The organism is Streptomyces sp. NPDC093221, assembly GCF_044753885.1.
Lineage (GTDB): Bacteria > Actinomycetota > Actinomycetes > Streptomycetales > Streptomycetaceae > Actinacidiphila.
This window is the reverse complement of sequence record NZ_JBIVOA010000007.1, coordinates 1-13622: the sequence shown is the minus strand read 5'-3', so window position 1 is coordinate 13622 and position 13622 is coordinate 1. Positions and strand designations below refer to the sequence as shown.

At 67.9% G+C, this 13622-nt stretch carries 12 protein-coding genes and 4 pseudogenes; 8 read left to right on the top strand and 8 right to left on the bottom strand.

The genetic code is table 11. The annotated features are described in order from the left end of the window. Positions 1-24 precede the first annotated feature (24 nt). The gene (locus ACIQCJ_RS24780) at positions 25-441 is read left to right on the top strand and encodes a hypothetical protein (RefSeq protein ID WP_402712744.1); all 417 of its coding nucleotides are present in this window, start codon (positions 25-27) and stop codon (positions 439-441) included. On the opposite strand, the pseudogene ACIQCJ_RS24775 reads toward ACIQCJ_RS24780, so the two are convergent. From ACIQCJ_RS24775 to ACIQCJ_RS24765, 3 genes and pseudogenes are all read right to left on the bottom strand, one after another. After that, positions 324-605 (bottom strand): annotated as a pseudogene (locus tag ACIQCJ_RS24775) (transposase); the annotation flags it as partial. The gene ACIQCJ_RS24780 and the pseudogene ACIQCJ_RS24775 sit on opposite strands and share 118 nt — an antisense overlap. A 247-nt stretch (positions 606-852) precedes the next feature. Next, a pseudogene (locus ACIQCJ_RS24770) lies at positions 853-1053 on the bottom strand (transposase); the annotation flags it as partial. 194 nt (positions 1054-1247) lie between these two features. Then, positions 1248-2138: a helix-turn-helix domain-containing protein gene (locus ACIQCJ_RS24765; protein ID WP_402712558.1), complete on the bottom strand. Its 891-nt coding sequence runs from the start codon at positions 2136-2138 to the stop codon at positions 1248-1250. 258 nt (positions 2139-2396) lie between these two features. On the opposite strand from ACIQCJ_RS24765, the gene ACIQCJ_RS24760 reads away from it, so the two are divergent. The 3 genes from ACIQCJ_RS24760 to ACIQCJ_RS24750 all read left to right on the top strand — a co-directional run bounded on the left by ACIQCJ_RS24760 (position 2397) and on the right by ACIQCJ_RS24750 (position 7443). Further along, positions 2397-3047 (top strand): hypothetical protein, encoded by a 651-nt coding sequence (locus ACIQCJ_RS24760; protein WP_401307578.1) that lies wholly within the window; start codon positions 2397-2399, stop codon positions 3045-3047. 537 nt (positions 3048-3584) lie between these two features. Further along, positions 3585-3878, top strand: coding sequence for a VOC family protein (locus ACIQCJ_RS24755; protein ID WP_402712557.1), 294 nt, complete (start codon positions 3585-3587; stop codon positions 3876-3878). Positions 3879-5589: 1711 nt separating this feature from the next. Next, positions 5590-7443, top strand: coding sequence for an SGNH/GDSL hydrolase family protein (locus ACIQCJ_RS24750; RefSeq protein ID WP_402712556.1), 1854 nt, complete (start codon positions 5590-5592; stop codon positions 7441-7443). 203 nt (positions 7444-7646) lie between these two features. On the opposite strand, the gene ACIQCJ_RS24745 is transcribed toward ACIQCJ_RS24750, so the two are convergent. After that, positions 7647-7811 (bottom strand): hypothetical protein, encoded by a 165-nt coding sequence (locus tag ACIQCJ_RS24745; protein ID WP_402712555.1) that lies wholly within the window; start codon positions 7809-7811, stop codon positions 7647-7649. A 53-nt stretch (positions 7812-7864) separates the two neighbouring features. Here ACIQCJ_RS24745 and ACIQCJ_RS24740 point away from each other — a divergent pair. Together ACIQCJ_RS24740 and ACIQCJ_RS24735 are read left to right on the top strand one after the other, a co-directional pair. After that, a pseudogene (locus ACIQCJ_RS24740) lies at positions 7865-8083 on the top strand (transposase); the annotation flags it as partial. 146 nt (positions 8084-8229) lie between these two features. Next, positions 8230-8847, top strand: a pseudogene (locus tag ACIQCJ_RS24735) (IS701 family transposase); the annotation flags it as partial. A gap of 175 nt (positions 8848-9022) precedes the next feature. Here ACIQCJ_RS24735 and ACIQCJ_RS24730 read toward each other — a convergent pair. The 4 genes from ACIQCJ_RS24730 to ACIQCJ_RS24715 form a co-directional block, all read right to left on the bottom strand. Continuing rightward, entirely contained in the window at positions 9023-9529 is a 507-nt protein-coding gene (locus tag ACIQCJ_RS24730) for a hypothetical protein (RefSeq protein ID WP_402712554.1), read from the bottom strand. A gap of 340 nt (positions 9530-9869) precedes the next feature. Further along, entirely contained in the window at positions 9870-10097 is a 228-nt protein-coding gene (locus ACIQCJ_RS24725; protein ID WP_402712553.1) for a hypothetical protein, read from the bottom strand. Positions 10098-10303: 206 nt separating this feature from the next. Then, positions 10304-10561, bottom strand: coding sequence for a hypothetical protein (locus tag ACIQCJ_RS24720; protein ID WP_402712552.1), 258 nt, complete (start codon positions 10559-10561; stop codon positions 10304-10306). Positions 10562-11451: 890 nt separating this feature from the next. Continuing rightward, a complete protein-coding gene (locus ACIQCJ_RS24715; protein ID WP_266608394.1) occupies positions 11452-11841 on the bottom strand; it encodes a MerR family transcriptional regulator in 390 nt (129 codons plus the stop codon). Between the two features lie 80 nt (positions 11842-11921). Between ACIQCJ_RS24715 and ACIQCJ_RS24710 the strand changes: the two genes are divergently transcribed. Continuing rightward, positions 11922-13112, top strand: coding sequence for an MFS transporter (locus ACIQCJ_RS24710; protein ID WP_402712551.1), 1191 nt, complete (start codon positions 11922-11924; stop codon positions 13110-13112). A 108-nt stretch (positions 13113-13220) separates the two neighbouring features. Then, complete coding sequence (locus ACIQCJ_RS24705) at positions 13221-13421, top strand: hypothetical protein (RefSeq protein WP_402712550.1); 201 nt, start codon at positions 13221-13223, stop codon at positions 13419-13421. Positions 13422-13622: the final 201 nt, after the last annotated feature.

Genomic DNA, 13622 nt, shown 5'->3' with positions numbered 1-13622 from the left:
CCAAAACATCGATGATGCAACGAGGTGACTGTGCCCGTGTCTAAAAAAGTATCTCCTGATGGCGAGTATATGCGCGCAGCTCTGCTCCACTGGCTGCCCGAGTGCTCTCCCTTGGTTGAGGAGCTGGAGGCCGCTGAGGTCGAGTCGGCGCGCGACCTAGGTCTAGTTCCGCAGGAAATAGGGATTTATTCGCTGCTGTCCGAGGCGTTTGTCTGGCCTGTGCTCGTCCCTGCGCTAGAGAGACAGCTACCAGGTGACCCCGTGGTGGTGAGATGTGCTCACCTCCTTGAAGAGCTCGTCACTTCCCCCAGTTCGGAGGTTCGTCAAGCAGTGAAGATTCGAGTAATCGAAATCCTTGCTGGATCAGGTCTTCCGATGGAGGAAATCAAGAAGAATATCGGACCTGTAACTGCTGGTCTGGTAGCCGCTAGTAGGAATTGAGTGATGTTCGCGATTCCTGCTGAAAAGCCTGGCCGAGGGATCTTCTGCATCACGCGCGCAATGCGCTTGTGGTTGACGTACTCGCCCGCCTTCCGGAGCTCGGCGGTGATCCTGGGGACGCCGTGGGTGCCGTCCGATTCGCGGTGCAGTTCCCGTATCCGGGTGGCGAGGTGAGCGTCTGCCGCTTGCCGGGCTGACCGTGCACCGGCTGTTGCGTGCTAGCAGTAGAAGCTGGAGCGGGCGATGCCGAGGATGGCGCACAGCCGGTTGACGCCGTAGCGGCGCTGGTGGTCGGCGACGAACTGGAAGCGGTTCACCAGCGCGTCTCCCCGGCGAAATACTTGGCCGCCTTCCGCGGGATCTCCCGTTCCTCTTCCAGTTCGTGGACCTTCTTGCGCAGGGCGTGTTCTCCGTTTCCAACGGCGTCGGCGGTTCCGCGGGTGCCGCTGTCCGGCGTCCCCGTGGCCGGCTGACTCCGGCCGCCCGGACCCAGTTCCGCAACGTCGCCGGGTCGATCCCCGAATCAGCGGCAAGCTGCCTGATCGCTGCCTCGGGCCGCGACTCGTACAGCGTGACCGCGTCCGCCTTGAACTGCGGCGGATAGCTCTTCATGACCACGAGATGTCCGTCCTCAGGTCCTCAGGATCCGGTGTCTCGTGTGTCCAAGATCAGGGGTCACGGCCCGTACGCGCTTGCCCCGTCACCCCGTCACCCCGGCGCAGACCAGCGACCTCTGCCTGCGCGGGGGCACCTGGGCGTCCGCGGGGCCGGTCGGCCACGCCGCGATCCGTTGGCCTGCCGGCGTCTCAGCGGCGGGGGGTGAGGCATACCGTGCCGCTCAGGTGGATCCTGGCCTGGTCGACGTAGCCCGAGAGTTCGCGTCCGACGACGGAGCCGTAGTAGCGGTGGGCGTAGTGGCTGTGCGGCTGTTCCGGGGCCAGGTCGAAGTAGTCGCCGCGGTGGATGCCGTCGCCCACCGGGGCGCCGTGGGCGTCGAGGACGTTACCGTCGCTGGTGACGACGTACTGCCGGGTGGCGCGGCAGGGGAAGTCGCCCGGCTGGGACCGCCCCGGCGTGCGGCCGGGACCGGACGGGACGGCGCCGTTCCGGTGTCCGGTGGGGTGGAACGCGACGGCCGCGTAGCCGAGCACCGCGATCACGACCGCGGTCACTGAGGCGGTGAGCAGGACCCGCCGCTGCCGTGACCGCGGCGCAGGGGTGGCTCCGGGCGGCGCCGGCTGTGCGGTCGGCCCGGCGGCAGGGGTCGCGGGCCCGTCGGCGGACGCCGGGCGCGGGTCAGGGGTGGCGGGCACCCCCGGGGGAGCCTCGGCCGGGGGCGTCGGCGGGACTTCGGCCGGCCCGCGGGGCGCGGCTGCTCCCGGCGCTCCCGGCGGGGTGACGGCCGGGGGGACGAGCGGGCCGGCGTCGGCGTTCTCGCCGGTGTCCGCGGACATCCCCAGGGCCTGGCGAGCGGCACGCCAGGCGGGTAATCGGGCCTCGGCACCGTCCCCGAGGGCGGTGATGATCGCCTCGGCCACCGGCCACGGCGGGACGCGCGTGCCGTTGGTCGCCTCGTTGCAGTAGGTGCTGCTGTAGCCCGCCCTGGCGGCGAGCTGGCGCACGCTCAGCCCGGATCGTCGCACGAGTGCCGCCATCAGGTCGTGCCATGCCGCGACCGGGTCCGGTGCCTGTGTCATCCCGTTCCTCGTCCCCTCGAAAGCTCTGCCCGCGTCAGGTGTCCGCCGGTGTCCGCGGACGTCCGCGGACACGGAGAGCTGGGCGGACACCCCCCTGGACACCTAGACCTGTCAGTGGCGCCGCTGTCCGGCGGACGCCCGGCCGCCCCGGCCCCCGGGCTCGTAGCCCGTCCGGCCCGGAACCCGGCCGGACGCCCCGGCTCGCACCGGCGCGACGACATGACGACACCTCGACGACACGACATCAGGAGATCCCCCATGCGTCTGTGGAAGCCTTTCGCACTCGCCGCCGCCACAGTAGCGGCGTCCGCCTCCGTCCTGGCGGCCCCCGCCTTCGCCGCCAACGGGCAGGGCGACAAGTACACCCACTCCACCACTCTTTCGCAGCCGAGTTGCTTCATCCATGCCAACTACCCCAAGGCCGGCATCGCTGACTGGGGATGGACGAAGCCGCAGCGCTCACCGAAGGGCGGCTCCTACCACGTGGGAGTCCGGTACACCTACCGCGGCTACGCGCTGGTGAAGGACTACGGAGCAGCCGGGGAGCCCAGTTGGGGCTTCGTCGCCACATCCTGCCTGACGGATCCGCACGCCTACGACACGCACCACCGCCAGCTCCCCGACCGTCGTGCCGTGGGCGGCAGCGGGGCGGTCAAGTCGGTGGCGATGAGCGCCCCGCACGCCGGCAAGTCCAAGCGGGGGCTCGTCCACGTGGGCACCGGGCAGGTCGGCACCCTGCGCGACGCCGGGAAGTCCTTCGCCATCGGCAACGTCCGGGCGGGCGATGCCTTCTACCTCACCACCGAGCACTGCGGTAAGCACAACACCCGTGCCTGGATCCTGGGTTACGCCCCCGCGTCCGGCCGCTGGGGCTTCGTCCAGGCCGCCCACCTGCCGGCCTGCCACTGACCTGTAGCGCGGGCCGAGGGCTCGTCCTGAGCGCCTGTCCCGGTGCCGGGCGCCGTCCTGAGCGCCCGGCCCCGGCACTGCGCCGGTCACGGCTTCAGGACGACCTTCGTCCATCCCCGGTCGCGGTCGTCGAAGTGCCGCAGGTTTCGCGGCGGTCATTCTTATCGTTCTGGGTGTCAGCGCGGCGATAAAAGGCAACGGGGCGCTGGCCGTCATCCCCCTCGTCTTCGGTATAGGCATGATCGGGGCTATAGCGTGGATCAGCCACCGCGCCTCCGCCGCTGGCAATAAATGATTCATCGCATCCCTGATCCCACACAGGCATTCGGTCAGCTCAGCCTCGTTTCAACGACGGAGCCCGGTGCCGGACAGGCGGTTGCCGTAGTGTTCCTCGCCTCGTTGGTAATCGTCGTCGGGTACTACATCATCATCCGACGTCGAAAATAGCCCGTACCGTGCGGGCCGCCACCAACACCCGGAACGCTCACGCTTCCCCGATTACCGGGCGTTCCGTCGCCCGGGCCACATGATGGGTGGATGCAGATCACTCCGCGCGCCTTCGCCCATATCCGCCTCACGGTCACCGGCGTCGACCGCTCCCGCGCCTTCTACGAGGACCTCTTCGGACTGCCCGTGGCCTTCGAGCTGCCCGCGGACGCGGACGACAAGACGCGCGAGGAACTGTCGTTCCTCTACGGCGGCGTCAGCTGCCGACTCGGTGACTCCCTGCTCGGGCTGCGCCCGGTCGCCTCGGACCGCTTCAGCGAGGACCGGGTGGGCCTGGACCACGCGGCAGCGAAACAGGCCCACAGAGCCCCGCCGCGCCGCTGACGCAACTGGGCGAGGCCGTCGTGGCCCAGGGCGCCGTGAACCTCAGTGAATGGGTCACCGAGCAACTGCCCACAACGCTGCGGCCCGCGTCCTGGGCTGCATCCTCCACCTCGCCGACGCCGCCTACGACGCCCGCCGGTGGTGGCAGTACGCCGCCGGTGAGGACCGCGCAGCCTCCCACTGCCTGTACCTGTCACCTGCCACGCGGCGAACCCACAGCCGCGTCATGGCTCGGCCAGTACAAGCCGCATCCCGGCCCGGCACCCCGAATCGAGCGGGCGGTATCCCGCACGGCGGGCAAACTGCTCGCCGAAGACGCCGGCCTGCCCGTGCCCAGCCTCTACTTCGCCGACCAGTTCATCTCACTGCTCGCCGCAGTCGGCGAAACCCGCCCCGGGACCCCGACCGCCTCTATGCCCTCCGCGCGCCGGCACCCAGGCGCCCACCTGGATTCCACACTGGAATCGGAGGGAATCGAGACCCGGGCGTCACCCGGTGGCGTGGACGGCCGGGGCTGCGAGACGGTACGCCGTCAGCTTTACAGCTGGTCGTCGCGCTCTGCTCGTTCGGCGGGCAGACTCGTGCGGCCACCGCCGCCCGGTCGGGGCGTCACACGTAGACGAGTTCTTACAACGGCTAACACAATGAGGTGGATCGGTTTTTGGTGGCCGGGTCCGGCTTATGAGTTGAGCGTTGGGCTGGTCGTTGGTGCCTCGCCGTGGATTGTGTCGGATGAGCTGTAGGAGCGGATCGAGCCGCTGCTGCCGAGGAGGGAGCGGCGGTTCTGGTTTCCGGGACGTCGGCCGGTATCTGACCGGGAGGCGCTGTCATCCGGCTCCAGTCCCTGCCAACACGAAGGAGCACCGACGAAACGGCGTGTGCGGGGTGACGGAATGAGGCCGCGTTCTCAGAGTGGGGTTGCTGCGCCGAGGTGGGTCCTTCGCTTGGCCAGCGGCCGGGGGGAGTCGGCGGATAGCGTGTTCAGTCCGCGCGAGGGGTGAGGGGGGCGTGTGCTGGTGGGGAACGAACAGTTAGGTGTTGTGCTGGTCCACGGAATCGCAACACGCAGCCGTCTCACTCAATCAAGTCCACACAGGTCAACTCCATGCGATCAACTTAGTTCGGTTAGACGGGTCATCCACGGTGACAGCGGGCCCGGGGAATTTCGAAGCGGGATCCGTCCGGGCCCGGGGCCTGTGACGGCGCAGAGGGCACCGGAGAGTCGGTGGGGCGGACGCGCCTGCTGACAGGCAGGTGCTTGTCAGTGCGTATCGGAGTAGATGCCAAATGAGCATCTGGCAGGCAATAACGGCGAACAGGGCTCATAAGGACACATCGGCCGCTAACATCGCCTGATTCCGCTTGGCCCGGGTGATCCGCCCGGCGGTCCGCGGAGGTGAGCTGAGGGGTGGGACTTATGCCGGGGACACGACGTGCGCTGGTCGCAGCGATGACAGGAATGCTATTAGCGGCGGGGCTCATGGCACCCGCGGCACGTGCCGAACTCCCGCAGGACATGCCGCAGCCGTCGGCTGCGGCATGGCAGCAGCCCGTTGAGAGTTCAGGGCTGCTCCATACGGACTTGCAGGGGAACTCCAGCGTCCAGGGATGCACGGGTAACGACAGCACAGGGCCGATGGTGCAGCGGTTCACTGCCGGTGGGTCTCCGCTTCCCGGCGCGCCCGCAGGAGCGCTGGCGTCTTGTGTCAGCATGGTGAGCGCCAGTGGTCTGACGGTAGGCATCCGCCCACGCCCGCACGGCAACGGCACCGATCCTTCGGTCGTGGCGGCGTACCAGGGCGCGGCGTTGAAGTGGACCCGCCCCATCAGCGTGACGTGCGGCCAGTCTCCTGTCGCTATCGGATACGGACAGCTCGTCCCGGGCGCGGACGGCAACATCTACGGCGCCGGCACCGCGTACACCAACTGCGGCTGGCAGGCCGTGATCTTCGGCATATCCGCGACGACCGGGGCATTGCTGTTCGCCAACCGGTCCGCGGACGCTTCCGGCATCGTCGGGGCCTACCGGCGGGGCCTGGTAGTGGAGAACTACGCCGGAGACGGCGTGCGGTACGTCGACTACCACGGCAACGACATCGGCCGCGTTCGCGTGGTGTCCGCCGCTGCCGAGATGCCGCAGCGGCTCGCTGTGAACCCCGACGGCTACGTGTTCGCGTACCTCACCAACCGCAGCGGCCCCACCTCCAAACCCGACTGCTGGCGGTACGACCCGGTTAACCGCCTCGATGTGTTCAACATCAGTGGCCGCACCGGCCGTTACACCCTGCCATACTGCGCCGACCCACTCATCAACGCTTGGACCGCTGCCTCGTGGGGGGTGCCGGTCCTGCTGACTGTCACTCAGGCTGGAAGCAGCACCGACCGCCTGATCGCTGTCGATCCCAGGGGCCATCTGCTGTTCACCCGTACCGTCCCCGAAAGAGACGACGCCCGCAACCGCGCCTACGCACCGGTCGCCGTCCAAGCCGACAGCCGCGGCCATATCGTGCTGCTGCGCAATGTCGCCTATAACGCGTACACCTCCACCAGCTTTCAGGTAGACACCTACAGCCACACCACCGGCGCGCCGGTGGACTCCTTCGACACCTCCGCGCTCGACTCCGGCGCAGGCGGAAACAGCAGCCAGTACGCCCTAGCCGAAGGCCGTCTCTACGTCGAACAAGTCCAGTGCACCGCCCCGGACGGGCTATGTGGCACTTGGCAGACCGTGCTGGTGTCCATGCCGCGCCCGGGGCTGGGGATGGACGAACCTCGCGCCACGCTCCTGAAATCCAGTGCGGCGCTTCCGGCGCCGGTCTCGACTGTCGCGCTGGGCGACTCCTACTCCTCTGGCGAGGGCAATCCGCCGTTCGACGCCGCTTCCCACGCCTGCGATCGTAGCCCGCAGGCGTGGCCCCGGCTGCTGGCGGTAGACGACGCGGCCGTGCATCTCGTAGCGCACCTGGCGTGTTCAGGGGCGGAAATCTCGGCGCTCAGCTCGACGTTCAAGGGGGAACCCGCACAGGTGACGACCCGTCTGCGTTCCCTTCGGCCCGCACCGAGCCTGGTCACGCTCACTATCGGTGGAAACGATGTCGGCTTCTCCCGCATCCTGACCCACTGCTTCCTCAGCGACTGCGTCCTGGATCGCACCCTCGCCCACGCGAGGAGCTACATCAGCCAGACGCTCCCGGGGAAGCTGCTGAGCGCCTATCAGCTGGTCAAAACGACAGCTCCGCATGCCCGGGTAGTCGTGGTCGGCTATCCGCGGTTGTTCCCCGCGCAGCAGTCGGCCACCAGGCGGTGCGGCTGGCTCACACCTTCTGAGCGCTCCAATCTCAACGACCTGGCCGCGCAGATGGATGCCGCCACCCGGGCCGCGGCCGCCCGCGCTCACGTTACCTACGTCTCGGTCCTGAACAGCTTCGACGGTCACGAACTGTGCAGCGCCTCACCATGGGTCTACGACGTCGGCCGGAACGGCGGCGACAACCGCGGCCACCCCCTACCCGCCGGACAACGCGCCATCGAATCCGCAGTACGGCGGGTGATCGACGCCGTCTGACCACCGCCAGGCCACACCGCCGGTGAGTGTCGCGAGGCTGGAGTGGCCTTGAAGGGTTCGCCCGGCCGTCCTCGCCTCAGTGACGCGCAGATCGCCCGGCTGGAGCAAGAGTTGCAGCGCGGTCCGCTAGTCCACGGATGGGCGGACCAGCGGTGGACGCCGACGCGGGTGAAGACGCTGATCGGGCCGCTGTGCCACGTCTCCTACACCGTTGAAGGCACCTGGTGGTTACTGAGATGGCACAGCTGGTCCTGGCGCAGCCAGCCCGGTGGGTGTTCGAGCGGAACGATGCGCCGAACGTCGGAGACGCCGACCTTGGCCTCATTACGCGTCTCGTAGTCCTCGGCCGCCGCCGGACTGTAGGCCACGCCGGGCTCCCGGCGCTGCGGGAAGCTTCGTGCGTCACCGCTGCGGCGCTCGTGCTGTCGGTCGCCGTGGCACTCGGCACGGCACCGGACTGGGCACCTACCGCTGGGTCGTCGAGCGAACCTTCGCCTGGCTCCACGGTTTCAAACGACTCCGCATCCACTGGGAACGACGAGCTGACATCCTCGAGGCCATCCTCAAACTCGCCTGCTGCTTGATCACCCTGCGACAGGTCAACTCATTGTGTTGGCCGTTGTTAGTACTCCAGTCGTAGATCGTGACCTTGCTGGTCGGGGCTGGTGCGGAGATGGCTGCGGCCCCCGTTGATCATCGTGAGTTGTGTGGACAAACGAAAATCAGGCGGTGGCCGCGGGGCCCAGCGGAGTGCCTGCCCGGTGGCGGGCGATGTTCGACCAGCTGATGAGTCGCGTGACGGGCCGGTTCGCTCGGGTCGAACCCCGACGTCGCGCAACCGCGTTGGTGCTCGGCCGAGTCTCGGACCTGCCGAGGAAGAACTGCTGGACGCTGGCCGAGCACGCCGGCGACGCAGCCCCAGACGGCATGCAGCACCTGCTCCACCGTGCGAAATGGGACGCCGACGCAGTCCCTGACGACGTGCGCGCCTACGTGATCGAGCACCTCGCCGACGACCAGGCGGTGCTCGTGGTCGACGAGACGGGCGACCTGAAGAAGGGCACGGCGACCGTCGGCGTCCAGCGCCTGTACACCGGCACGGCCGGCCACATCGAGAACGTCCAGGTCACCGTCTATCTCGTTTACTCCGCCGCCCGCGGACACGCCGCCATCGACCGAGCCCTGTACGTGCCACGCTCGTGGACTGAGAACCCGGAACGCTGCCGGAGCGCGGGCATCCCGGACGATCTGGCCTTCGCCTCCAAGCCCCAACTCGCTGCCCCCATGGTTGCGCGGGCCCTGGACGCGGGAGCTCCCGTTCGCTGGGTCGCGGGCGACGAAGTCTACGGCGATAACCCGCACCTGCGGACAGTCCTTGAACACCGTCGGACCGGCTACGTCCTCCTGCCGACCCCTTCGCTCACCCACGCCGTGCTGTCCGCGCTCACCCGACTCGATCCTGGCACGGGCGTCGACCAACTGGCGTTCGCTGCCCGGCTCGCGGCCGCCGATCCTGAGGCCGCCGCCCCAGTTCCGTCACGGATGCTGTGCTGGGTGGGGCGAGCGATGACGCTGGGTGTCACCGGCTCCGAGGTGGGCGTGAACGCAGGCCCAAGGCGGCGTAGACCAGGGTGTTCGGTGTAGCAGCGGTGCGGGCTGCGAGGTCCTCGAAGTAGATCCAGAAGTGGTTGTCGTGGACGCGTCTCTGTTGGTAGACGTATGGAGCCAGGGCGTCCCACATGCGGACGATTCCCGTACCGAAGGAGCCGACAACCAGTTCCTGATCGATTATGCCGTGGGCGACGAGCCTGCCGAGGTCGTCGAAGAACATCCCTATCTTCAATGCATGGGGGCGAGCTTCGTCGGGAAGTTCGGTAACGCCGCAGTCAACGGAGTGCCGGGCTAGATCGTTCAAGACATACTTCTCATCTTCGAGGTAGGTCGACTCCGGGCCGTGGACTAACTTGAAGGCTTCGAGGATCACCGGCAGGTGGTTCCCTCCGTTGCTGAGGCGGTTCTGCCGCAGGGCCAGCAGCAATGCCAGAGAGGCGATCACTATGGTGGCGAGGTTCAGGACAATGGTCACGTCCACGGACTCTATGGAAAAGTGGCCTCGGGGCCCAGGGTCAGGGTCGCTTCGTGCCAGGGTGACCGTGGTGCCGTTGAGAACGATCAGTCGCGTTCGGCTTCGCGGGAGGCCGGTTGCCCGCTGCGGCGGGAGGACCGGCGGGTGATGCACCGGGACAAGTCTCAGCCATCAACTTGTGGGCAACCGCCGCCGGCGCGAGCGCCTCGACAGCCACAGCCGTGGCGCAGTACCGCTACGACTCCGTCGGGCGGCAGGGCCGTCCGGTCAAGCAAGGCGAACTCATCGCCGTATCATTCGCTGTCCTGAGCCTCTGGGCGTGCCAGTACTTCCTGGACGGTCATGTATCGGCACACTCCAGTAGAGAGAGATCTACCAGGACCGGTAGATTTCCCAGCAGCCGCTCCCTTTTTCGGCCTTCGTCCAAAAAGGCTCGGGAGTTGTAGGGAATGACTGCGTGCCCGTCCTCGACGTAGGCGTGCTCCGGCTCAAGCCTCATCGTCTCCGGGTCCCGGCCTGCACCGCCCTGCACCAACAAAGTAGAGGTAGCGCCCAGCACTTCAGTCATTGACAGCTCGTCAGTTCATCCTCATGAGTTAGCACTCCCCCAGCCTACCGGCTGGGCCTTTCCTAACTGGTAGTCGAGGAAGACGATATTACCGTCCACGTTGACCACATTGAAGACGTAACCAATTCTGGATCCCGTGCCTCTGGTAACAGCAATGAGAACGCGACCACCTGGGCCCCAGAGGAGTACGTCCTTCATGACGCCACTCAAGCGCGCCCCCTCAAATCCAAGAGGCCGACGGTCGTCAGCAGGGCCGATCCTCTCCTGCCGCCCTTGGCCCCGCCAAGAACAGTTAAGGCAATCTGCTGAACCAGTTGGTCTGCGGCAGCGTACTCGTCGGCGAGTTGGTCACAGCTTTGCTGACAGAGCATTTGGGGCAGCGCGGTAGAGGCCAGGTCATATTCCCCCTGATCCACAGCGGAGAAGTCCACAATCTCGCCGCGGAGTTCGCCAGGCTCAGCCACAGCCGATCGCCTGGGACGCTCACTTCTACGGCACTCCAGGAGACCCGAACTCCGGCGAGGCCACTGCGTCATCGAGCGGACCCGCGGAGGCGCAAAGCGCCGTTTACGAACCGATACGGCCGGTACCAAGAATATCGGGCCTGCCCGAGGTTGGCCGCGCTGCTTCCACACCTTCGCTTCGGCAGCACAAGCACGACCACCTCGGCCTCGGCTGGAAGCGTTGTTCCGACGCGGCATCCCCAGCGTATGGCGTGATGCCGGTGGCACCAGCCCGCCAGGATCATGGCATGCCACGATTAGCCGGTGCGGCGGCGCCGCGGGGGCCTGGTTGGTGCGGCCATCGCCCAACTCACCAAAGCCCACTCTCGCAGATGTGTTGGCAACACTCGCGCCGAGGACTCTGCCGTAGCACAGGTACAAAGCCCCTTCGTAGCCGACGCGCTGGTCTGCGCCTATTGGGCGGTATGGCATATCAGCCCATACGACCACCCCGGCCCCCGCGGACGGACGGCGTTCTCCGCAATCAGAATGGGGTTGCTGGGACGGCATGGAGCATGTGCCCGCAGCCGAGACAGACGTTCACAGGGACCCCGACGACCCGGCGGCTCCTGGACAGTTCGCACGACCCCGGCTGTTCGACGGTGACCGCGATGCCGCACGGCCGCTTCTGCCTCGCACCTGTCCGCCGGTGCGCTTCCACGGGCAGGACCGCGGTGGCAATCCGGGTGCCGCGAGGACAAGTAAAGGTGCGGGCACTGCTCGGCATCTGGCGGGAGTCGGTCACCAAGATCCGGGCCATACGCGGGCCAACTCCGTAACCCTTTCGACAGGCCGGGCGCCACCTTGGGGACCTCAGCGCCGTCGGGGTACGGCGGTGAGAGTCGATTCGTTCACACGTCGAGTGAAGCAAGTGCCCTGCGAGTGACGTCGGCTGGGGCCGCAGCGATGACGTTGTTGAGCGCGTCCATGGAAGCCTGAAGGTCGCTGATGGCCTGAGCGATGCGATCGCGTTCCTGGTGGAGGTCGGCGAGCAGGTCCGAGCAGGTGGGGACGAGACGGTCGCCGGTATCCCGCAGGCACGGCAGGACCGCGGTGATCGTGGAGGTGCCCAAGCCGGCGGCCAGCAGGCTGCGGATGCGGCGGACCACGGCGACGTCCTCCTCGACGTATTCCCGGTAACCGCTGGGACGACGCTGCGGATGGAGGAGACCCTGCTCCTCGTAGTAGCGCAACAAGTACACGGCCACGTCGGTACGCCGGGACAACTCACCGATACGCACAGGGACCTCCTGACAGTCGCGCGAACATTGCCCGTTCGGGCTTGACTCTCATACCCATGTGAGACTTTAGCGTCTGCGGCATGAAGGTGAACAAGGGTTTCGCGGCGCTCGCCGCACTGTGCGTAAGCGTCTTCGTCGTGGGTACCTCGGAGTACCTGATCGCCGGGTTGCTGCCCCAGGTCGGCGAGGATCTGGGCGTCTCCGTGGGAACCGCCGGACAGGCAGTGACCGCATACGCGCTCGGAGTCGTGGTCGGAGGGCCGCTCATGGCCCTGCTGACCTCGCGTCTGCCGCGCAAGGGCCTCGCCATCGGGCTGATGCTGCTGTTCGCGGCGGGCAGTGCGACGAGCGCCGTGGCGCCGTCGTTCGGCCTGCTCCTGGTGGGCCGCGTGGTGTCCTCGCTGAGTCACGCCGCTTTCCTGGCGCTGGCGCTGGTGACGGCGGTTCGGGTGGTCCCGGCCGAGAAGACGGGCTCGGCCATCGCCACCGTGGCCTCCGGCTTCACCGTGGCCACGCTCCTCGGAGTGCCCCTGGGGGCACTGCTCGGGCAAAGCGCCGGATGGCGGGCTCCATTCGCCGCGCTGACCGTTCTGTCCCTGGTGGGCACCGTGCTCCTGGCCGCCGTACTGCCCCGTCAGGAAGCACCGTCCACGCGGTTGCGTGACGAGATACGCGTGGTGACCCGTCGGCCGGTCATGCTCGCCATCGCCACCACCGCGGTGGGCTTTTCCGGGGTCGCCACACTGTTCACCTACATCGCGCCGCTGCTGACCCGGGTCTCCGGCTTCTCCGCCGACGCGGTCTCCGGTCTGCTGCTCGCCTACGGCGCGGGTAGCTTTCTCGGCAACCTCACCGCCGGAAAGCTGACCGACAAGTCGATGAGCGCCACCGTACGCGGGGTCTTCGGCGGGCTCGCGGCGACGCTCTCGCTCATCCCGTTCGCCGTGGTGTGGCAGCCCACCGCCGTGGCGGCAGTCCTGGTACTCGGTCTGTTCGCCACCGCGACCATCGCCCCGCTACAGGGACTGATCCTGTACCACGCGGGCGCCGCGCCGAGCCTGGCGGTGTCCGTCAACGTGGGCGCCTTCAACCTCGGTGCGGCAGCCGGCTCGGTCATCGGCGGCGCGATCGTCGCCGCCGGCGCTCTGCGGTGGACCGGCCTGGCGGGCGCGGTCCTGAGCCTGATCGGACTGGCCCTGACCTATCTCGTCCTGCCCCGGACACGGACATCGGCGAAGGACGCCGGACACGAAGCCTCGGTCAACGCCTGATTCCCCGTCCCGGCTGCGGTACCCGGGCCGAGCGGGTCTCCCTGCCCGCCCGGCCGCTGGCGGCCGCACCCACCAGACAACGTTCTGATCACCGGCGCGGCCAGTGCCGTGGGCGGCATCGCCTTCCACCTCCCCCGCCGCACCGGGGCCACCGCCAACGGCTACGCCGCACCGATCGGCGCATGGCTCTCCGGCAGTGCCTCTGCCTGGGAACGCGTCATGCGCGGTCTCGACCCCGCCGACCGCGCCACGGTCATCGCCGCGCTGTACGCCTACGAGGCCGCCCTGGAGCAGGCAGGCGGCAAGTAATGGAGCGCGCAGCAGCGGGGTTGGCGGAGGCGGCAGAGCGCGGCCACCCGGACGCTGGCCCCCTTGGCTGACGCTGTCCGGAGCAGGATCAACTGGCGGCGGAGTGGCGGGCGGTGGCCGTCGTGGCGTCCGGGTGGATGGTGAAAACCTGGTCCAGGCCGATGATGCCCAGGATGCGGGCGGTGTTCGCGGGAACCGCGG

Bases quoted from the DNA above. Each gene is read 5' to 3' on its own strand.
- ACIQCJ_RS24765 (WP_402712558.1), bottom strand. From the start codon at position 2,138: ATGACACAGGCACCGGACCCGGTCGCGGCATGGCACGACCTGATGGCG.
- ACIQCJ_RS24760 (WP_401307578.1), top strand. From the start codon at position 2,397: ATGCGTCTGTGGAAGCCTTTCGCACTCGCCGCCGCCACAGTAGCGGCG.
- ACIQCJ_RS24755 (WP_402712557.1), top strand. From the start codon at position 3,585: ATGCAGATCACTCCGCGCGCCTTCGCCCATATCCGCCTCACGGTCACC.
- ACIQCJ_RS24750 (WP_402712556.1), top strand. From the start codon at position 5,590: ATGGTGAGCGCCAGTGGTCTGACGGTAGGCATCCGCCCACGCCCGCAC.
- ACIQCJ_RS24725 (WP_402712553.1), bottom strand. From the start codon at position 10,097: ATGACTGAAGTGCTGGGCGCTACCTCTACTTTGTTGGTGCAGGGCGGT.
- ACIQCJ_RS24710 (WP_402712551.1), top strand. From the start codon at position 11,922: ATGAAGGTGAACAAGGGTTTCGCGGCGCTCGCCGCACTGTGCGTAAGC.